The sequence below is a fragment of the Geomicrobium sp. JCM 19038 genome, assembly GCF_000698125.1.
Taxonomy (GTDB): domain Bacteria; phylum Bacillota; class Bacilli; order Bacillales; family Marinococcaceae; genus Geomicrobium_A.
This window is the reverse complement of sequence record NZ_BAXA01000010.1, coordinates 1-21,578: the sequence shown is the minus strand read 5'-3', so window position 1 is coordinate 21,578 and position 21,578 is coordinate 1. Positions and strand designations below refer to the sequence as shown.

10 protein-coding genes and 10 pseudogenes are annotated in these 21,578 nt (G+C 44.9%); 1 reads left to right on the top strand and 19 read right to left on the bottom strand.

The window, feature by feature from the left end; all coding sequences use genetic code 11:
* Nucleotides 1-42: 42 nt before the first annotated feature.
* The 5 genes and pseudogenes from glnA to JCM19038_RS12890 all read right to left on the bottom strand — a co-directional run bounded on the left by glnA (nt 43) and on the right by JCM19038_RS12890 (nt 5,396).
* Nucleotides 43-1,390 (bottom strand): annotated as a pseudogene (glnA, locus tag JCM19038_RS12910) (type I glutamate--ammonia ligase).
* 93 nt (nt 1,391-1,483) lie between these two features.
* Nucleotides 1,484-1,866: pseudogene (locus JCM19038_RS12905) on the bottom strand (MerR family transcriptional regulator).
* 135 nt (nt 1,867-2,001) lie between these two features.
* Nucleotides 2,002-3,231, bottom strand: a pseudogene (locus tag JCM19038_RS12900) (aminotransferase class I/II-fold pyridoxal phosphate-dependent enzyme).
* Between the two features lie 26 nt (nt 3,232-3,257).
* Nucleotides 3,258-4,484 (bottom strand): GTPase HflX, encoded by a 1,227-nt coding sequence (hflX, locus tag JCM19038_RS12895; protein WP_042418675.1) that lies wholly within the window; start codon nt 4,482-4,484, stop codon nt 3,258-3,260.
* A gap of 12 nt (nt 4,485-4,496) precedes the next feature.
* On the bottom strand, nt 4,497-5,396 hold the full coding sequence (locus tag JCM19038_RS12890) for an AAA family ATPase (RefSeq protein ID WP_238554411.1): 900 nt from the start codon (nt 5,394-5,396) through the stop codon (nt 4,497-4,499).
* A 116-nt stretch (nt 5,397-5,512) separates the two neighbouring features.
* Here JCM19038_RS12890 and JCM19038_RS12885 point away from each other — a divergent pair, with 116 nt between their 5' ends.
* Nucleotides 5,513-6,484 carry a tyrosine-type recombinase/integrase gene (locus JCM19038_RS12885; protein ID WP_042418673.1) on the top strand — a complete coding sequence of 324 codons (972 nt, stop codon included), beginning with the start codon at nt 5,513-5,515 and terminating at the stop codon, nt 6,482-6,484.
* 20 nt (nt 6,485-6,504) lie between these two features.
* On the opposite strand, the gene hfq is transcribed toward JCM19038_RS12885, so the two are convergent.
* The 14 genes and pseudogenes from hfq to rny all read right to left on the bottom strand — a co-directional run.
* A complete protein-coding gene (gene hfq / locus JCM19038_RS12880) occupies nt 6,505-6,738 on the bottom strand; it encodes an RNA chaperone Hfq (protein WP_042361235.1) in 234 nt (77 codons plus the stop codon).
* 29 nt (nt 6,739-6,767) lie between these two features.
* Nucleotides 6,768-7,702, bottom strand: a pseudogene (gene miaA / locus JCM19038_RS12875) (tRNA (adenosine(37)-N6)-dimethylallyltransferase MiaA).
* A gap of 15 nt (nt 7,703-7,717) precedes the next feature.
* Nucleotides 7,718-8,491, bottom strand: coding sequence for a class I SAM-dependent methyltransferase (locus tag JCM19038_RS12870; RefSeq protein ID WP_042418670.1), 774 nt, complete (start codon nt 8,489-8,491; stop codon nt 7,718-7,720).
* Between the two features lie 298 nt (nt 8,492-8,789).
* Nucleotides 8,790-10,625, bottom strand: coding sequence for a DNA mismatch repair endonuclease MutL (gene mutL, locus JCM19038_RS12865; protein WP_042418667.1), 1,836 nt, complete (start codon nt 10,623-10,625; stop codon nt 8,790-8,792).
* 15 nt (nt 10,626-10,640) lie between these two features.
* A pseudogene (mutS, locus tag JCM19038_RS12860) lies at nt 10,641-13,219 on the bottom strand (DNA mismatch repair protein MutS).
* Nucleotides 13,220-13,312: 93 nt separating this feature from the next.
* On the bottom strand, nt 13,313-14,035 hold the full coding sequence (cotE, locus tag JCM19038_RS12855; protein WP_081831789.1) for an outer spore coat protein CotE: 723 nt from the start codon (nt 14,033-14,035) through the stop codon (nt 13,313-13,315).
* A 180-nt stretch (nt 14,036-14,215) separates the two neighbouring features.
* Nucleotides 14,216-14,695: a DNA starvation/stationary phase protection protein gene (locus JCM19038_RS12850; RefSeq protein ID WP_042418663.1), complete on the bottom strand. Its 480-nt coding sequence runs from the start codon at nt 14,693-14,695 to the stop codon at nt 14,216-14,218.
* Between the two features lie 494 nt (nt 14,696-15,189).
* Nucleotides 15,190-15,564 carry a RicAFT regulatory complex protein RicA family protein gene (locus JCM19038_RS12845; RefSeq protein WP_042418660.1) on the bottom strand — a complete coding sequence of 125 codons (375 nt, stop codon included), beginning with the start codon at nt 15,562-15,564 and terminating at the stop codon, nt 15,190-15,192.
* Nucleotides 15,561-17,170: pseudogene (gene miaB, locus JCM19038_RS12840) on the bottom strand (tRNA (N6-isopentenyl adenosine(37)-C2)-methylthiotransferase MiaB). Before miaB ends, JCM19038_RS12845 begins: the two are co-directional and overlap by 4 nt.
* 131 nt (nt 17,171-17,301) lie before the next feature.
* On the bottom strand, nt 17,302-17,658 hold the full coding sequence (locus JCM19038_RS25525) for a hypothetical protein (RefSeq protein ID WP_373903018.1): 357 nt from the start codon (nt 17,656-17,658) through the stop codon (nt 17,302-17,304).
* Nucleotides 17,659-17,730: 72 nt separating this feature from the next.
* Nucleotides 17,731-18,980 (bottom strand): annotated as a pseudogene (locus JCM19038_RS12830) (P-loop domain-containing protein); the annotation flags it as partial.
* An 89-nt stretch (nt 18,981-19,069) separates the two neighbouring features.
* A pseudogene (locus JCM19038_RS12825) lies at nt 19,070-19,329 on the bottom strand (stage V sporulation protein S).
* A 90-nt stretch (nt 19,330-19,419) separates the two neighbouring features.
* Nucleotides 19,420-20,213, bottom strand: a pseudogene (locus tag JCM19038_RS12820) (TIGR00282 family metallophosphoesterase).
* Nucleotides 20,214-20,330: 117 nt separating this feature from the next.
* Nucleotides 20,331-21,578: pseudogene (rny, locus tag JCM19038_RS12815) on the bottom strand (ribonuclease Y); the annotation flags it as partial.

Sequence of the window (21,578 nt, the reverse complement as noted above, 5' to 3'; positions counted from 1 at the left end):
ACAAAAACCCCCAAAGCCATACGGCTCTAGGGGTATCGGCTCTTAGTAAGAACTCATATACTGCTCGCGCTCCCACGGGTGCACTTGCGTGCGGAACATATCCCATTCGATCTCTTTTGCTTCAACAAAGTGTTCCATTGCGTGTTCACCGAGCTTCTACGAGGACTTTGTCAGCTTTGAGTTCGTCTACCGCACCTTTGAGGCTGCCTGGTAGAGCTTCGATTCCTTCTTCTTGTAACTCTTCTTCGCTCATGATGTAGATGTTGCGGTCTGTTTCTTCAGGAGCTTGAAGCTTACGCTTGATTCCGTCAAGACCAGATGCAAGAAGCGCTGCCATCGCAAGGTATGGGTTCGCTGCTGGGTCTGGGCTACGTACTTCAATACGCGTGCTCGCCTTACGTGAAGATGGAATTCGTACGAGTGGGCTACGGTTTCTAAGTGACCAAGCGATGTAAACCGGTGCTTCGTAACCAGGTACAAGTCGCTTGTACGAGTTAACGATTGGGTTTGTGATCGCTGTAAATGCTTTCGCATGGTCTAAGATTCCAGCTAGGAAATGCATTGCTGTTTCGCTAAGCTGAGACTTTGTGCTTTCGTCGTAGAATGCGTTCTTGTCGCCTTTGAATAGGGACATGTTACAGTGCATTCCTGAACCGTTCACACCAAAGAGTGGTTTTGGCATGAATGTCGCGTGAAGACCGTGCTTTCTAGCAATTGTCTTAACGGCTAATTTAAACGTTTGGATGTTATCACATGTTGTGATCGCATCGGCGTATTTGAAGTCAATTTCGTGTTGTCCTGGCGCTACCTCATGGTGAGATGCTTCAATTTCGAAGTCCATTTTCATGAGTTCAAGAACGATGTCACGACGGCAGTTTTCGCCTAAGTCCGTTGGTGCAAGGTCGAAGTAACCACCTTTGTCGTTTAGTTCCATTGTTGGTTCGCCTTTTTCGTCGTTCTTGAAAAGGAAGAATTCTGGCTCTGGTCCAATGTTGAAGTCGGTGAAGCCCATTTCTTCAGCTTCTTTAAGTACTCGCTTCAAAATGCCGCGCGGGTCGCCTGCAAATGGTGTTGGTGCTTCGCCTGGCTCGCTTGGCTCGTAAATGTCACAAATTAAGCGTGCGACTTTGCCTTTATCTGGCGTCCAAGGGAATACAACCCACGTATCAAGATCTGGGTATAGGTACATGTCTGACTCTTCAATACGTACGAAACCTTCAATTGAAGAACCGTCAAACATCATTTCATTGTCTAAGGCTTTCTCTAATTGATCAACAGGAATCTCTACGTTCTTGATCGTTCCTTGAAGATCTGTAAATTGTAAACGGATGAATACGACATCTTCTTCTTGTGCAAGTCTTGTAATATCTTCGCGCGTATACTTTGCCATGTGTCTTTATTCCCCTTTTCATTTAATAATGCAAAGCCTTAAAGCTTCACTGTATGTGACTTACACCTGATTGGGTTCAGATGTAAGGGATCACTATGATTTGTAGAAGTGTGAAAGTTGTCCTTGAATCATCGATGCTTTCTTCTGATTCGGATGATGCAGAGCTTCTCGCTTCATCTGTTCGCGAAGCTTCTTCAGTTCTTCACGCTCTTCTTGCTCTTTCTTGTACTTTTGTTCTTGCTCCATCATCATCTCTTTAATGCCTGCCATGTTCACGCCACGATCAATTAATTGCTTAATATCAAGTAGCCGGTCAACATCAGCGAATGAAAATAAACGCTGATTGCCCTCTGTACGTGCAGGCTTTACGAACCATGAGATTCATAGTAACGAATCTGTCTTGGGGTGAGATCGGTTAGTTCCTTCACGATGCGAATGGAGAACAAAGGCATATGCAATCGTTCACTCTGTTCCATGTTGCTCCCCCTTTCTCCTGCTGAGAAAAGAACCGCTTTACGTCTTATATTGTGTGAATATATTACTTATTTTAAGAGATCGGTACTACCATGTCAACTTTTTTCCGTAAATGATGTTAAAAAAGTTAACATGAGCTAATTGATCATCGATTGTAGCGCTCTTCGAATCGCAACTTTACAGTGTGCGAATGTTAATCCACCTTGCACGTAAGCCGTATATGGCGGTGCTACTGGGCCATCTGCACTTAACTCAATGCTCGCTCCGAGCACAAACGTTCCTGCTGCCATAATAACGTCACCGTCATATCCAGGTAATGGTCCCGGAATCGGCGTTGCCTTCGCATCGATTGGAGAATGGTGTTGAATGCTTTGGCAAAATGAAATCATGTCTTCCGCATTTCCAAACTGAACCGCTTGAATGAGGTCAGTTCTTCTCGTCGTTGACGACGGTGTCGTCTCGTAACCTGCTTTCTCAAGCATCGAAGCTGTATAATGGGCGCCTTAATCGCATCGGCAACGACCGTCGGTGCGATAAACAGCCCGTGGTACGCGTCTTGAAGAAAAGCACCTGTCGCTCCGGCTTCCATACCAATGCCAGGAGCCGCAAGGCGAGCTGAGCTTGTACGACGAATGATTCTTTACCGGCGATGTACCCGCCAGTTTTCGTAATGCCGCCACCTGGGTTTTTAATGAGTGATCCCGCTAACAAATCGGCACCGATGTGCCCCGGTTCCAGTTCTTCCGCAAATTCTCCGTAGCAATTATCAACGAAAATATGTACGTGAGCGTGTCGCGCTTTAATTGACTCAATCTGATACTTCATCTCTTCAATAGAAATTGACGGGCGATCGTCGTACCCACATGAGCGTTGAAGAACGACCCATTTCGTCTTCGCAGTAATCGAATCGTTTACGAGGCAACGTCTACACGACCTGTGTCATCAAGCGGCACGACTTTTGTTGTCATCCCGTATTGTTTGAAATTCCCCGCTTGATCCCCGTTTAAACCTACAACTTCTTTCATCGTCGCATACGGTTCTCCACTTGCATAAACGAGCTCATCTCCAGGCCGTAAGTTTCCGAACAGCGCCGCTGTAATGGCGTGCGTCCCTGATACGAACTGAGGACGCACGATCGCTGCTTCCGTTCCGAATATACGAGCGTAAACGCGACCGAGAGCGTCACGTCCTTCATCGTCATACCCATAACCGTCTGAACCATTTAAATGGTAGCTTGAGATGCTTTCCACTTGGTAAGCATCAAGCACTTTTGCTTGATTCTGTTCACAAACGATGTCGATTTGTTTATAGATGTGTTGCAATTCTTCTAACGTTTCATCGTTCCATTGTTGAATGACTGTATTCATGTTGAAACTCCTTCATCTTTTCACTGTTAATTTATTTCTGGATGGCTTCGGTTTGCAAAGCCTGTGACCGTATACACTTCGTCGCTCTCATCAAATTCAATATACTCGACGATTGTCGTCGTTTTGAGTCTTGCGAGCCGTTTTCCTTCTGAAGCACCGACAGTTAACGTGTACGCCTGCATGTCTTCTTTAAGTGCGATTTCAATTTGCGCGTTTAAAGCGTGCAGGTTGTCTTTATGCTTTGCACTAATGTAGACTTTCGGGTTTTTCAGTTGTTCTACTCCATTTGGAATCGGGTTCGTTCGATCATATTTGTTCAATACTGTAATCGACGGAATGCCTGTTGCGCCGAGTTCCTCTAATAACGTGTCGATTGTTTCTTGCTCTTCACTCATGTACGGGCTCGTGACGTCAATGACACGTAGCAACAAATCACTGTCGGACACTTCTTCAAGCGTTGAGCGAAAGGCAGCGATTAACGTTGTTGGCAAGTCGCGAATAAAACCAACCGTATCACTAATTGCGACGTGTAACCCAGAAGGTAAGCGGTATTCCCGGGTTAATGGGTCGAGTGTTGCAAATAAAAGGTCTTCAGCAAACGCCTCTTCATCGGTTAATGCATTTAAGAGCGTCGTTTTCCCTGCATTCGTATATCCGACGAGCGCCACTTTCGGGACGAGGCGTTGGTGTTTGTTGTTTTTGAGCAACTGACGGTGTTTGACGATTCGTTTTAACTCGCGCTTTAACTCGTCCATCCGACGTTGTATATGACGTCGGTCGGTTTCAAGCTTTGTCTCACCAGGACCTCTCGTCCCAATTCCACCACCAAGCCTCGACAACGAATGTCCTTGTCCACGAAGCCTTGGCAACAAATACGTCATTTGCGCGAGCTCCACTTGTATTCGTCCTTCTTTCGTCCGTGCACGTTCAGCAAAAATGTCCAAAATGAGTTGCGTACGGTCAATGACCGCCGCTTCGGTGTTTGCACTTAACGTATAGCCTTGTCGAGGCGAAAGTTCACCGTTAATGATGATTACGTCCGCCTCATGTTCTTCAACGAGCTCTTTTAATTCTTCCATCTTCCCTGACCCGACATAACTCGTGACGTGAGCGGTTTTACGGTTTTGCGTTTCGGTGTGAACGACCGTTCCGTGGGCGGTGTGGACTAAGCTCTTTAACTCTTCAAGCGACTGCTGTGCTTCTTCTTCTTTTTCGTTTTCTTCAATAACTGCTACGACGATCACTCGTTCCAAATGATCTACCTCCTAGAAATCTCGTTCCGTTAATGTTTTTAAAGCATCAATGTCTTTTTCTGTTTGCTCTTTCACGATGCGAACTGCGTGAGAGCGGATCGCCTTTTCAATGGCGTTTCGAATTGCCCGGCCATTACTAAACGGTTCTCTTGCTCTACCTTTTTGATCATCTAATTTCTTCTTCAGTTTTTCTTTTGCATCAATCGTCCATACGTAATCTCTTGATTGCAACATATTCTCTGCGATCATCATCATCTGATCCATTGAAAAGTCAGGAAAATCCAACTGAATCGGGAATCGTGAAGGTAACCCAGGGTTTAGCGTAATAAACTGTTCCATTTCTTTCGAATACCCAGCTAAAATTAAAATAAACGAATGGTTGCCTTCGTCCATCGCTTTCACGAGCGTGTCGACCGCTTCTTTGCCGAAATCCTTCTCTCCACCACGGTTTAACGCATACGCTTCATCAATGAACAGGACTCCTCCGTGAGCTTTTTGTAGCAGCTCTCTCGTCTTTTGTGCGGTTTGACCGATGTACTCCCCGACAAGGTCTGCACGCTCTGCTTCAATAAAATGACCCTTACTTAAATACCCGAGGTCTTTTAATAATCGACCGACAAGACGTGCAGCGGTTGTTTTCCCTGTACCTGGATTTCCTTTGAAGATCATGTGCATTGAATGGGCTTCTGTCTTCAATTGATGTTTTTCACGACAACGGTTAATATGAACCCAAGCATAAATTTCACGAACCATGGCTTTCACGTTTTCAACGCCAATGAGCTTTTCGAGTTCGAATTCTGCTTTTTGAAGTAAATAGTTAATGTTCGTCGTGTTTACGTGCGGTTCTTTTTTTACCTCTTTTTCACGCAGTCGCACACGAATTTTCGTTTTCTGCTCGTGAGCATAACTCATCATCATCCCTCCGTACATTTCCATCACGGGTGTTTGCCCATATCTTACGCAACCCGCAATGAAAATGTGCAACGAAGCGCACTCATTACCATCATTGTATCGAAAGGAGTAAACCGTTGCACCCTTTACAAGAACAGTTGCCAACAACGGCAAACCAATACTTAGAACAACTCACAGCTAAAGGCCGGAAATCGTCAACGGTCCGTAGGTATGCGTATGATATCGCTGACTTTTATTCGTTTATCGACGTGACGAACCATCCTGCGTATACGAAAGAGACGTTAGAACACTTTATGAAACATCTCATTCAAGAGCGCCATTATAAGCATAAAACATACACACGGGTCTACCGTGTGTTGCATAGCTACTTTAACCATTTGATGCATCAGAACGTACTCTCAGACAATCCGATCGAGCACGTCATATTGCCAGATGAAGAAGATGAGCCGTTAACTGAAGATGATCTCTTTACGAAGAAAGAAATCGACCAGTTGCTGCGATCAACGGAATCAATTGAAGGACTGAATGATGACCAAAAGCAATCACGTCCGCTACTTGCACCGAGAAACTTGATTATGCTAAGGCTGATTCTCTTTTACGGGTTGCGCTTACAAGAATTACACGGCCTGAATATCGATCATTTGCTCTCGTCGAAGACACTTTTTGTTACGCCTGTCGACGGCGAAGTGAATCCAAGGAAAATTACGCTCCAACAAAAAGACCAAACGCTGCTTGAAAGCTATCTTGATGTTATCCCTAAAGCGGTGAAACCTGTGCACGGCAACGAACACCCGTTGTTCGTCGCGTTTGACTTTAAACGCCAGACGTATCGCTGGTCGTATGAAGAAGACAAGCCAAAACGGTTAACGATCGTGGCGATTCAGAAAATGATCCGCGAAGAGCTACGTCGCGCTGGTATTCCGCTCGGTCGAAGCGCCCAACATATGCGCCATACGTTTATCGTGAACGCCTTACGTTCAGGTCGCTCGACAAAAGACATTCAAACCCAGCTCGGTTTGCACTCAGAGCTCGTATTGCTGCGGTACGAAACCATTGCCGATTCGATGAAAAAAGCTCATCATCTTTAAACGATGACGAGCTTTTTTCGTTACGATTCAGATGGATCCAGTTGTAGCTGTACGTTTTTTGAAGGGGAAAACGTTGAGATCGCATGCTTGTATACGAGTTGCTGCTTTCCGTCCGTATCAATGATGATCGTAAAATTATCAAATGCCTTTAAGTAACCGCGAATCTGAAAGCCATTCGTTAAGAATACGGTAATCGAGATGTTTTCTTTTCTAAGCGTGTTCAGAAATTGATCTTGAATATTGACGTTTTTCACCGCGGAGCCCCCCTAAGTATGTCTGCTGTCTAATTCGACATTTTTTCCAATTCCCCTGCAAGAAATTGAACAATTCCCGTAAAATGGTCATGTTTTTCTTGCTCACTGTCAAACCAATGGACCGTTTCTTTGTTACGAAACCACGTGAGTTGCCGTTTGGCAAATTGCCTTGAATGGGTCTTGATTGTCTCAATGACATGCTCAAAGGATGCTTTCCCTTCGAAATAATCAATCCATTCTTTGTAGCCAATCGCTTTCATCGCTTGTTCGTCTCGTAAACCTTCCTCGTAAAGCTGTCTTACTTCTTCAACCAAACCTTGTTCGAGCATGACGTCGACACGGCGCTCAATACGTTCATAAAGTGCGCTTCGGTCCATCGTTAACCCAATCATAATCAGATCATATGGCGAGTTGTCAACCGATTGCAGTGGTTTTGGTGCATCGTGCCCACGTTCTAAAAGCTCAATCGCCCGAATCATCTTCCGAATGTTGTTCGGATGAATCCGCGCAGCTGCTGCTTGATCAAGGCTATGGAGTCGTGCATGCAACCGTTCATTTCCATTCGGCTCTAAAGCAATTGCTTCTAACTGTTGTTGAACGTCTCGATCTGCTTTTTCTTCTTGAAACGACCAGTCTGACGTAACGCCTTTGACGTACATGCCTGTACCACCGACTAAAATTGGCAGACGTTTGCGCTCGTGAATGTCTGTGATCGTCTCTTTTGCGGTACGTTGAAACTCGGCGGCGCTAAATGATTCATCTGGCTTTTTTATATCAAGTAAATGGTGCGGCACGTTGTCTTTCTCTTCTTCGGTCACTTTTGCAGTACCGATATTTAACCGCTCATACACTTGGAACGCATCACCATTAATAACTTCACCATTAAACGCCTTAGAAAGCGCGATGCCAAGTGCCGTTTTTCCGACAGCGTTGGTCCGACGATAACAACGAGAGGACGTTTCATAGCCTTCTCCTTTCCTTATAATCGACGTAATGCGCCGTAACTCGTTCTGGATGGGCGTTTTTCTAACCGCTCAAACGAATACTTCTCCCATAACGAGCTGCTACTTTCTGCTTTTAAAATAACATGCCTTCTAGCCACACGTCTCGCTTCATCTAACGTTTCTGATTGTAACGTGTCATAACTCGCGGATGCTCGTAGACCATTTAGTGATAACGACTCGTCGATGGTTCGTTCGAACATCGGATCAAGGTAGACGACATCAAACGATTGATCAGGTAACGTTCGTAAGTATTCGGTATGATCACGTTGAATGACTTGAATGCGACGCATCGCGTCAAGTAGTGACTCGCTGCCATCACCCCACGTACTCAGGCCACTTTTGACAATTTCTGCAACAGCATGTTGCTTTTCAACACCGTGAACGATTCCGTCTTTTCCGACAAGGTAACTTGCAACGATGCTATCACTCGCAAGCCCTAACGTTAAGTCCAAAAACGAATCGCCATGTTGCAATGTTGTAATAGTGGCAAACGGATCGTGGCCCCCTTTTTCGAGACGTTGTACGCGAATCGTCGCCATACTCGGATGAAAAAAGAAATCATCATGACCTTTATTGTAGAGCACGTCTTTGCCATTTTTCCCGACCATATAGACCGAAGCGGCTGTGTGATGCATGCTCGCAATCGTCCGCTTCTCCCTGGCAAGGTGCGGGACGTTCCACTCGTGCGACAAGCGATTTGCTTTTTGAAGCATCGGTAGTGTTGGCTTACGACTTGTCGTAATGAGCATGAATGCATTTCCTTTCTTATTGAAAAGGAGGTGCTCCCCTAAGCGGGTAGCACCTCGTATTCGACGTTAGTTCTTCGCGGAGTATTTAAATAGAACGTATGCCATAACGACTGCTACAACTACAGCTATAAACGTAATGCCAAGGATGGCTACTAAATCCATCGGTGTCATGTCTCTCTACTCCTTTATCTGTCATTCTTTCGTATAACAATCCGATGTCATACAAGTTGTCTTTTCCTAGTGTATCATAGAACAAATCATTTAAACAACGAGCATGTGACAATCAAGGAACGATTTGTCAATTCATGACACGTTTAAACATTTTCTCAAGTTCATACGTCGTCACATGTACGAAAATATTCCGTCCGTGAGGACACGTAAACGGCTCCTCGCAGGCACGTAAACGCTCAATGAGACTTAGAAGTTCATCATTTCGTAAATGGCGATTGGCTTTAATTGCCGCTTTGCACGACATGAGAATCGCTGCTTCTTCACGTAAAGCGACAACATCTGGTTTCTTAAGCTCAAGCGCTTGATTCGTCAGCTCACGAATCGTCTCTTCTTCTTGACCTTTCGGGAACCATGTCGGATGCGCACTCACACGGTACGCTTGTTGCCCGAAGGGCTCCATATACAAACCAATCGATTGAAAGTCTTCTTGCAACTGCTCAATATGAATAATTTCATCGTTCGTAAATTCCATCACGAACGGAATTAATAACTCTTGCACGTCTCGATTTTTCTTATACAACAACGCATGAAACTCTTCGTAATAAATCCGCTCTTGCGCTGCGTGTTGGTCGATCATGTACAAGCCCCGATCATTTTGAGCCAAAATGTACGTGCCGTGCAATTGTCCGATCGGGTAAAGGGGCGGGATCCGCTCGGTAGGCTCTTCTTCTCGTTGTTCTTCCTTTACTTCAGGCTCAGGTTGTGGCGTAGGTGTAGGTGCTACTACACGTTCCACTGGCACGTCGACGTTCGGTTCTTGTTTAACGATCGATTCAACTTCGTAGTGTGATTGAACGGGTTCTTCAACGGTTTCTCGAACAGGTTGTTTCTCTGAATAAGACAACGGCAGTGGAGTTTCTTCAAATACTGGTGTCTTCTCTTTTATGACATCATTTGACGTTTGTTCAGGTATAAGTGTTTCGCGTGCTAAGCGGCGCTCAATGCTTTCGGTGACTTCTTTTAAAAGCGCCTCTTCCTTACTGAGTCGCACGTCCCATTTGGACGGATGAACGTTCACGTCAACGAGAGAATGGTCCATCGCAATGGACAGAACGACAATCGGATGCCGGTGCGACGGCAAACGGGTGTAGTACGCTTGTTCAATCGCTTTGACTAAAGGGAAGTGCCGGATGTAACGACCATTAATAAACGTGCTCATATAATGTCTGCTCGCCCGGTTCACTTCTGGCTCAATGACGAACCCTGTAATCGTATAGTCAAGCGTCTCATGATGGATCGGAAGTGCCTTCTCCATCACTTGCTTACCGTAAATTGCAAACATCACATGACGCAAATCACCTCGACCATTCGTGAACAGCATTTGCTTTTGGTTATGGGTAAAGCGAAATGAAATGTCTGGCCGTGACAACGCAGCTCGGTTCATAATATCGGTAATTTTCCCGAGTTCAGTGTTGATTGTTTTGACGTGCTTTAAGCGCGCAGGGGTGTTGAAGAACAGCTCCCGGACTGCTATCTTCGTACCTTGCCGTGCCTTTGCTTTCGCTCTTCCAATCAATCGTCCACCTTGATACGTCAACTCAACACCTGCATTGCCATTTGCGCTCGTTTCAATCGTTAGTTTGCTTACTGACGCGATACTCGGCAACGCTTCCCCTCGAAAGCCGAGTGTTTCAATGCGGTGCAAGTCGGATTCTTTTTTGATTTTACTCGTTGCATGGCGTAAAAAAGCGAGCTCCACTTCATCTTCTGGTACACCGTGACCGTTATCGATGATCACAATCGACGACAGGCCACCTTCTTCGACTGCAACGTCAATTTCAGTGCTACCCGCATCAATGGCATTCTCGAGCAATTCTTTAACGACGGATGCGGGACGCTCGACAACTTCTCCAGCGGCGATTTTATTGGATAAATGTTCGTCCAGTTGAATGATTGTATTCATTGCACTCACACTTTCTTAACGCAATTTTCGTTGCCATTCGTACAGTTTCTCTAACGCTTCAAACGGCGTTAAATGGAGGACATCAAGCTGTTGCAGTTCTTCTTTCAGTTGAGCAAGCTCACGATCTGTCGTCGGTTTCGGTTCTTTCACTTTTTCCGCTCGCTTCGGTTCTTCAAACAACGTTAACTGTTCATCTGGCATCGGCTCGGTTCGTTCTTGAACCGGTGCTGTTGGTTGTTCACTTTCATACGTTCTTAATAACGTTTCCGCACGGTCAGTCACTTCAGTCGGCAACGAGGCAAGCTTCGCGACGTGAATGCCGTAACTTTTGTCCGCACGCCCTGCTTCTACACGATGCAAAAAGACAACATTACCGTCTTCTTCCTCTGCTTTTACGTGCACATTATCAAGCGTCTCTAACTCCTCTTCGAGTACCGTCAATTCATGATAATGCGTCGAAAACAACGTCTTCGCTCGCACCCGTTCATGAATAAATTCAATAATCGCTTGCGCTAAAGCCATGCCATCATACGTCGACGTCCCCCGACCGATTTCATCGAGCAAGATTAAACTATTGTTCGTCGCTTGATTTAACGCATATTCGGTTTCAACCATCTCCACCATAAACGTACTTTGACCGCTCACAAGATCATCAGCGGCGCCGATACGTGTGAAAATCCGATCAAATCGCGGCAATTGTGCGGTGTCACACGGCACGTAGCAGCCGATTTGCGCCATTATGCTGATGATCGCCACTTGCCTCATGTACGTACTTTTTCCGGCCATGTTCGGACCTGTAATGAGTAACATTTCCCGTTCTTCGTGCAAGTGCACGTCGTTTGCGACGTAATCGCCGGCAGGGATCGTCACTTCAACGACCGGGTGACGACTGTTTACGAGGTTTAACGTACGATCATCGGTAAACGTCGGTCGTGTAAAGCGTCGGTTTTCGCTCACAACCGCAAATCCTTGCAAGACGTCGATGTAAGAAATCACTTTCGCGAGTTGTTGGATTTTCGTAATTTGAGCTTTTGTCGTTTCACGAATCTGCACGAACAAGTCGTACTCAAGAACCTCCATTTTCTCTTGCGCGTCGAGAATCTTTCGTTCCATATCTTTTAGTTCAGGAGTGACGTAGCGCTCCGCATTCGTTAACGTCTGTTTACGCTCAAAGTAATCAGGAACGAGGTGTGATTGCCCACGAGACACTTCTAAATAGTAGCCGAACACACGGTTATAACCGATTTTCAATGTCTTAATCGACGACTTTTCACGTTCTTCCCGCTCTAAATTGCTAAGCCACGTTTTGCCGTTTTCATTGGCTTCACGGTACTCGTCCAATTGTTCATGAAACCCTTTACGAATCATACCTCCGTCTTTCGTAGAAATCGGCGGTTCATCAACGAGTGCGTTTTGTAAGTGATCGGCAAGCGCTTCACACAACTCAGCTTCTTTTGTTACGGCACGTCCTTCGATGCCAAGCTTGTTGACCGCTTCAAAAATGGATGGCGCTTGTTGCAGCGAGCGCTTTAATTGAACAAGTTCTCGTGCGTTCACGTTGCCGTAGGCGACTTTACCAACTAATCTCTCCAAGTCATAAACGTTTTGCAACGCATCTTGAATGTTGACGCGCTCAAGCATTTCATCTTTAAGCTTGTTCACAAGTTCCAACGGCGCTCAATCGCTTGTTGATGATACAATGGTGACTCGATCCAGCGACGAAGTCGACGGCTTCCCATTGCGGTTTTCGTTTCGTCGAGCAATCCAAAGAGCGTACCTTTTTCGTGCGATCAATAAGCGACGACGTAAGCTCTAAGTTCCGTCGCGTATGGGCATCCATTTGCATAAATTGTTGAGACATTCTAACGGTTACTGGCTGCAAATGATCAAGAGATCGTTTTTGCGTTTCACTTAAATACGACCATACTCGTCCAACTGCTTTTTCAATCGCTTCATCTTGTCCGTCATACAACGATTGAAGTGGCTCTGGAATCGTGTCTTGATCATCAAATGAGACCGTAAACGGCACGGCCTTAAGCCAGCTTTTTAGATCACCTGGGTAGTCGTGGCTCACGATCAACTCTTTCATACCATCAATGAACAACACACGTTCAAGCTCAACGAGCTCGTCGGTGACGATGCCTGCTTCCGTTTCCCCGGTCGTTAAATCACTTTTCGCATACGCGATTTTGTCTTTATGAAAGCTTAGCGCAGCGATGTAATGATTTTCTTCAGCGCTTAATGCTCGTCCTTCCATCACCGTTCCTGGTGTAATAACCCGCACGACGTCACGCTTTACAACGCCTTTTGCTTCCCTTGGGTCTTCCACTTGTTCACAAACAGCGATTTTGTAGCCTTTTTCTATAATTTTATCGATATAGGATTCTGCCGAGTGATAAGGAACGCCGCACATCGGAATCGCGTCGTCGCCCTTTCCCCTTTTCGTTAATGTAATTTCAAGTAATTGAGCAGCTTGAATGGCGTCTTCATGAAAAAGTTCATAAAAATCACCGAGCCTAAAAAATAAAAAACGCATCTTTATACTCGCTCTTTATTGATAAATATTGCTGCATCATCGGTGTTTGTTGTGCCACAATTATTCCCTCTCATTCTAACGCGAACTAGGTCAAATTATAGCATAAATTGTTCGTTTTAGACGAAGAAAAACCAGGAGAAAGCCCTCCTGGTTAGCTCTTTTTATCTTCGAATTTTTCTTCTTTTTGATGGTCACGGTCTTTGTCTCGATCGCGGTCACGATCATGGTGTTCAAAGCGATCACGCTCAGAATGCTCAAAACGATCTCGCTCTCCTCGTTCTCCCCGTTCGCCTCGTTTTCTCCCCCCGAATTCCCGAGGCGGTCGGCGTTCTAGAAATTTCGGATCAATGCTATCTTTTAATTCTTGATCTGACACTTCTTCGCTCCACTTCACATCTTGATAGTGGGCATCTTCTTTATCTGGGTGTACGAGTACGCACACTTTCGTTTCACCGACCACTTCTGCGGCGAACTCTTTTTCAACTTCAACGTTCACATCCGTACCGTTTTCAGCAATTAACGCTTCTAACGTATGAGGCTGCTTCGTCGAGCGGGCAATTACGTCAAGTTCATCGGTAATCAGTTCATCCGGTCGCATTTTTAACGGAATGCTTTCATGATACGAAACGGTATTTGTTGCAACGTCCGTTTTCGTATTCTTTTCATAGGAATACCAAACGTTAATGTCATACGTTCCTTTAATTTGGATGCTATCTCCTTTACGAACAGCATCGTAACGATGGTTAATGACCCAACACCCTAAGATGCTCGTTGGTTTATGTTGAGGGCAAATCGTGTGTGTAGTTTTTGAGTATTTCCTACCTTTTCCACAAACAGCTTTCGTAATAATTTCACGATAGTGTTGTTCAGACACGTCGCGTTCCTCCCTTTTTTCAGTATACCGGCGCCAATATGCCTCTTCTTATACATATGTATGAGCAAAGGCAAACTTCATGCACATTCATTTTCATTATTTTCGTGAAGCTCTTCTACACCTATCTTATTAGGCGAAACAAAAAAAAGAACCAGCCATAAGGCTGGTTCTTTAAGACACTTATTCTTTGTCCAAGTAAGCGCGTAGCATCCAATCGTCTTTCTGGAAGTCACGAGCGATTTCTTGAATTGCATCAGCAAGAGACATCGCTTGCTTGTCTTCAAGTTGCTCCATCACTTCATAAAGATCTGCACTCATTCTTTGAAGATCTTCAGATAAATCTTTCACCATTTCTTCTTCTGACTTGTTGCCAGTCGCTTCGTCAATCGTCGCTACTTGCAAATAGTCTTTCATCGTAGCAAGTGGTTTCACCTGAACGACAAGCATTTGCTCAGCATATTCATCAATGTGACCTTTCACTTTGTCATACATCTCTTCGAACTTCTCATGAAGCGAGAAGAAATGTTGACCTTTGATGTACCAGTGATAGTTGTGAAGTTTAATATAAAGGACGTGTAAATTTGCCAGTTGTTCGTTTAATTCTTTTTCCATGTTCTTTGCGCTTGTACCTTTAATGTTCGCAGTTTGTCTTTTAGCCATTGTTATAGCCTCCTTAAGTATTTCACGCAATCTCTCTTACAACTATTATTATATTATAATCGTTCTAAATAAACAATAGTTATAATCAAGTTTTTTGCTGCTTAGTTATTTTCTACCCGTTCTGCAAAGAAAGTATGCCTCTTTTTTTGGAATGAGGACATTGTGGTGCTGCGGAGGAGGCGCGGTTTACGTTCCCTTAGCAAAAAAAGGGGAGTAGGAATAAACTTGTACCGCGTTACCCGCGCCTTGCTACGCGTTACCCGCGCCTTGCTACGCCGCACCCGCGCCTTGCTACGCGATACCCTCGACTTGCTCCGCGATACCCGCCGCTTGCTCCGCGATACCCGCGCCTTGCACCACGATACCCGCGCCTTGCACCACGATACCCGTCGCTTGCTCCGCGCTACCCGCGCCTTGCAACACGCTACCCGTCGCTTGCACCGGGCTCCATCCAACAAAAAAACAGACCTGAAATCAGGTCTGTTTTCCGCTTACTATTTATTTGCTTTTTCGATGTGTGAAGTTACGTCGTTTGAAATTGTTGATGAAACGAGTTGGAGCACTTCGTTTACTTCGGTTTGGCTGCGTTTGAATTCTTGTACGATTGGAATCTCGTCGATTTCTTTGTGAAGGCGGTTGATTTCGCGTTGAGTCTTTTTCATCGCTTCACTTTTTTTGTAGTGTTGCAAGTTGACGAGTTCTTTTTGCTTTGCTTTCACTTCTTCGATCATGCTTTGTACTTTTTCGTTTTCGTTAATTTGCTTTTCTGCACGGATGAAAAAGTCTACTTCTTCTGTTTCAGTAATCTTTTGTGCTAGTTCTTGGGCTTTTGCCATAATGTCTTCTTTATTGTACTTTGGTTCTGTCATGCGTTCTGCACCTCGCTGTATTCTACTAGTTCTCCATCTAACGACCATGTTTTCACTTCAGTGATTTTTGCGTAGATGAGTTGTCCGATTTTCTCTTTTGGTGCGCGCACGTTCACTCGTTTGTTCGTTCGTGTTCGACCTGAGAGGACTTCTGGATCTTTTTTGCTTTCGCCTTCAATGAGCACTTCAACGACTTGGTCTTGCATGCGCTCGTTGCTCTCTGCAGATAGGCGGTTTACGACTTCATTTAAGCGGTGGAGACGGTCTTTCTTTACGTCCATCTCCACGTTGTCTTCCATACGTGCGGCTGGTGTGCCTTCACGTGGTGAATAAATGTACGTGAACGCGCTGTCGTATTTCATTTCTTCAACTAAGCTTAGCATATCTTGGAATTGCTCTTCTGTCTCGTTCGGGAATCCGACGATCAAGTCTGTTGTAAACGTTGCATGAGGCATGGCCTCTTTAATACGGCGGGCAAGATCAACGTATTGCTCGCGCGTATACTTGCGACCCATTAACTTGAGAATGTCGTTATTTCCGTGTTGAACTGGAAGGTGAATGTGTTCAAGTAGGTTGTCGCCTTTGGCGAGTACTTGAATCAACTCATCATCAAAGTCACGAGGGTGGCTCGTCGTAAAACGAACGCGTGGAATGTCAACTTTGCGAATCGCATCCATTAACTTCCCTAAACTACTTGGCTCTTCTAAGTCTTTTCCGTAAGCATTTACGTTTTGACCGAGGAGCGTAATTTCTTTGTAGCCAGTGCGGGCGAGCTCTCGAACTTCCGCAATAATGTCTTCTGGTTTACGGCTACGCTCTTTTCCTCGTGTGTACGGTACGATGCAATACGTACAAAACTTGTCACAGCCGTACATGATGTTTACCCAAGCTTGCGTTTTGCCGGCGCGTTTACGCGGCATGTTCTCTACAACGTCGCCTTCTTTTGACCAGACTTCAATGACCATTTCTTTACCGAGAATCGCATCGTGAAGAAGTTCTGGTAGTCGGTGAATGTTATGTGTACCAAAAATTAAGTCGACGTGATTATGTTTTTGCATAATCTTATTGACGACGCTTTCTTCTTGGCTCATACAACCACAAATTCCAACAACGACTTCTGGTCGCTCAACTTTCAGACTCTTTAAGTGACCAATCTCACCGAACACTTTGTTTTCGGCATTTTCACGGATGGCACAAGTGTTGAGTAAAATCACATCTGCTTCATTCGTATCGTCTGTGCTCGTAAAGCCGAGCTCTTCTAAAATACCTGCCATATTCTCTGTATCGTGAACATTCATTTGACAGCCATATGTACGAATGAGATAACGTTTGCCAATGCCGATTTGTTTCATCTGTTCAGGCACACTAAAATCATAATGAAACTCCACGTCTTGCGCTTACGACGTTGACCTTTACGGTAGTTCGGCGGGTCGTTTACGATGATGTTTCGACCACCGATTCTCATCACATCTTTACCTTCATCGTTTTTCTCGAATGTTGCGTTTGAGAAATCGAAGTATTTTCCAAAATCTTTATGATCTAGAGAATTCCCTTTATCGTTAGCGTTTTTATGGGTCTCATTGTGACGGCGGTTTTGCTCGCTCATAGCCATCCCCTTTCTTTCTTACCCTTACGTCCATGTTACAGTGCATACAAGACTAAATTATAAAGCTTAGGCGTCATAAAACAACCATCGTCACCGTTTTGAAACGAAAAAGCTCTTCAAATTGAAGAGCTTTAACGTTTCACCTTTAATGAACGCAAACGATTGATGGCAGCGGCCACTTCAAGTCGTCTCGGCTTTGCAAAATCACCAGGATGTTTTCCCGGATACGTTGATAATGCATCTAAGTGATTCTCGGTGTCTTTTTCATATAAATCGAGAAGCTCAGAGAGCGTTCGTTGGTCATTTACATAGTTTGTTGCTAAATACTGAAGTGTCTGGGCAATCGCCCGTGTCTGTGACGGGTCAATCAGTTGTTCGACACTGGCTAAGTCGATGTCTTCTTTGCCGTAAATAATCGTATTCAGCCCTTTTGCCTGCACCTTTTCACGCTTGCCTCGTCTTGCATCAAAAGAACGGGAGTCAATCATTCTAGAGGCGTTCATTTGCCCGAGCGTGTTCGCAGTTGTTCGTTTCCGCTCGCTCTGTTCGTTGTTGACGATTTCTTTTGCACGCTCGGTAACGTTTTTCACTTCGTACTCATCGAGCATGATGACGTTGTCAGCGACTTCTAGATAATCGCCACTTCCTCCGACAACGACAACAGTTGAGATTCCGTTCGTTTTAAACAAATCACGTACGCGATCAATAAACGGTGTGATCGGTTCTTTTTCTTTTGCGACGAGTTGTTGCATCCGTAAGTCACGAATCATGAAATTCGTTGCACTCGTATCTTCATCAATGAGCAATGTATTTGCACCTGCTTCCATTGCTTCGATAATGTTCGTCGCCTGCGACGTAGAGCCACTCGCATTATCCGTAGAAAAATGTTCGGTGCTATTTTTGTTCGGCAATTGATTAATGAATGGACGAATGTCGACGTTCGTTACTTTTCTTCCATCTTCTGCGCGGATTTTACTCGCCAAGTCGTCGGTAATTACGAACTCTCTTCCATCGCCTTTAATATGGTGGTAGACGCCCATCTCAATCGCTTTTAATAACGTGCTTTTGCCGTGGTAACCGCCACCGACAATTACCGTTACCCCTCGTTTAATGAGCATGCCGCTAAGCTTCCCGTGATGTGGAAGCGTAACGGTTACTTCATCACTCTTCGGCTCTTAAATCGCTTTACGTCGTCAGACGCATTCGGACGGTCGCTCACGCCACTTTGTCTTGGCAGTACCGAGCCGTTTGCTATAAAAGCAACTGCGTTTTCATCTCGAAGGAATTGACGTAGATACGTTTGATCATCGTACAGTTCAAGATGCGTTTGTAATGCGGTTACATCAAGCTTGTATAGCCCGTCTTCAACGACTTGTGGCAACTGCTTAAGAAGACGTTTCTTCGCTTCGTTCCCTAAAATCGTTCGCCCTCTCGCTGGTAGATGCAGTGAGAGTCTTACGTCTACACCCGTTTGATCGATTGTTACGGCTGTACGATCAAGAATTTGCTGACTCGGACAGTCAATCTGCACGTCTTTTTGCACGCCATTTTTCTTTAAGGCACGATCAACACTTCTTGCGAGACAATCGGTAAACGCAACGTAGCGCTCATCACAGTAGTGTGTTTCGTCTACTTTTAATTTATTGAGAGGCACACGTACGCGAATGCGCGACGGGCTTGCGTAAGGGTCTGCTTGTACGTGATCAATGTGCAACGTAAAGTTGTTGTATTTATGGCTACCTAACAAGTCTTTATAAGCTTTGTATCCTTTTTTATCAATGCGATTAATGGTTGTTTCTAATTGATTCACAGATAACTTCTCCTTTATTTGTTACAGTAGTTCATTTGCAAAACAAAAAGCTTGATGTTGTGACAACACCAAGCTTTTTGCAACTCTTATTATCTAGGTTCAATAATAAGCTTAATGGCGGTCCGTTCTTCACCATCAATCTCGATGTCGGTAAAGGCTGGAATGCAGATAAGGTCAATCCCACTTGGTGCGACAAATCCTCTTGCAATGGCAATTGCTTTAACGGATTGATTAAGCGCTCCTGCACAATGGCTTGGATCTCGGCTGCACCCCTTTCACGAATGACTCCTGCTAGGGCACCGGCTACTGAATTCGGAACAGATTTAGCTGATACTTTTAATACTTCCATGAAATTGTCCTCCTATCGGTTTTAAATGGCACCGTTATCCCACTATATTGCAGCAGTTGCCTTCCTATGCCTTGAACCTAAAAAATTCAGTTATTCATAAAAAGGGTGATCGTCATTGATCAATATACGTTTAATCGATTTCGCTTTTCCTGTTGTATCATCAAGATCAATGATGACAGCACTTAACTGCGTTCTCCCATCAGCGACTTCAAAACGAGTAGGAAGTGCGGTCAAAAACTTGTCTAAGATCAGTTCGCGGTCAACACCTAGAATGCCGTCATATGGACCGGTCATCCCTACATCGCTAAGATACGCGGTCCCACCTGGGAGAATTCGTTCGTCAGCGGTCTGAACGTGCGTGTGCGTTCCAATTACTGCACTTGCCATTCCATCTAAATACCAACCCATCGCTTGCTTTTCACTCGTAACTTCAGCGTGAAAATCAACAAAAACGAAAGGTGTGCGTTTCTTTGCAAGTTCTACTTCTTTCCTTACAGCTCGGAAGGATCATCAATATCCATAAGGAATGTGCGCCCCATTGCATTAATGACAACAACTTCTTGACCGTTAATATTAACAGAGACGACTCCTTGACCTGGAGTGCCTTCTGGGTAATTGAGCGGACGAACAAGTTTCTTTGCATCATCAATAAACGTAAAAATCTCTCGCCGTGCCCAAGCATGGTTTCCAAGTGTAACAACTTGAGCTCCCGCTTCTAGAAATCCTTTATAAATCTTCTCCGTAATTCCTTTACCACTTGCAGCATTCTCACCATTAATGATCGTCATTTGGGGCTTGTACTTTTTTCTTAGTTTCGGAACGTATTCCGAGACCATCGTTCTACCAGGGCGACCAAAAACGTCACCAACAAATAAAATTCGCACGGTTACCTCACCTTTTTTCATGCGATGATACACTATACCCGCTTAAAAACGTGTTAAAACGCCTAGTGTACAGCATGTTTTTTCAGAAAAAAGTAAAGCAGCACATAATGTGCTGCTTTACTTTGCGTAATCCACCGCCCGTGTCTCCCGAATTACGGTAATTCGGATATGACCCGGGTAGTCTAATTCGTTTTCAACTCGTTTCGTAATGTCACGAGCGAGACGATGAGCGAGCACATCGTCTACGAGATCCGGCTTCACCATAATGCGGACTTCGCGACCCGCCTGTATGGCATACGTCTTTTCAACACCATCAAATGATTCTGCAATCTCCTCAAGCTTTTCGAGTCGGCGTATATACGTTTCAAGCGTTTCACGTCTTGCACCTGGTCGAGCAGCTGATAACGCATCTGCTGCTGCCACGAGTGTCGCAATGACCGACGTCGCTTCTGTATCTCCGTGGTGAGAAGCTACACTGTTCACCACTACCGCATGTTCATTATATTTCTTCGTTAATTCAACACCAATTTCAACATGGCTTCCTTCAATTTCGTGGTCAATCGCTTTTCCAATATCATGGAGTAACCCAGCACGCTTCGCAAGCGTTACATCTTCTCCGAGTTCTGCTGCCATGAGCCTGTTAAGTGCGCGACTTCTAACGAGTGTTTCAACACGTTTTGACCATAACTTGTTCTAAATCGAAGTCTTCCTAGAATCTTAATCAAATCAGGATGCAAGTTGTGAATACCCATTTCAAATGTGGCTTGTTCACCATACTCGCGAATCCGTTCATCGACTTCACGTCTTGCTTTGTCAACGGTTTCTTCAATTCGTGCCGGATGAATACGCCCATCTTGCACGAGTCTCTCAAGAGACGTGCGTGCAATTTCACGGCGAATTGGATCAAAACCAGAAAGTATGACGGCTTCAGGTGTATCATCAATGATGAGATCAATGCCTGTCAACGTCTCGAGCGCGCGGATATTTCGACCTTCGCGTCCGATAATTCGACCTTTCATCTCATCGTTTGGTAAGTTCACGACAGAAACAGTCGTTTCTGCGACATGATCTGCAGCAAAACGCTGCAATGCAAGTGAAAGGATTTCTTTCGCTTTCTTGTTCGATTCTTCTTTTATTCGTTCGGTGTTCGACTTGATCATAACGGCTGAATCGTGTTCAAGTTCTTTCTCAAGGTCGTTTTTGATGATTTGTCTTGCTTCATCTCTCGACATGCCTGACACACGTTCAAGCTCCTCTTGTTGTTTTGCAATCAAATCTTCCATTTTACTGTTCATGCTTCGGTTTCACGTTGCTTTTCAGCGAGAAACTCTTCATCGTTTTTCATGTCGTCTTTCTTCTTTACTT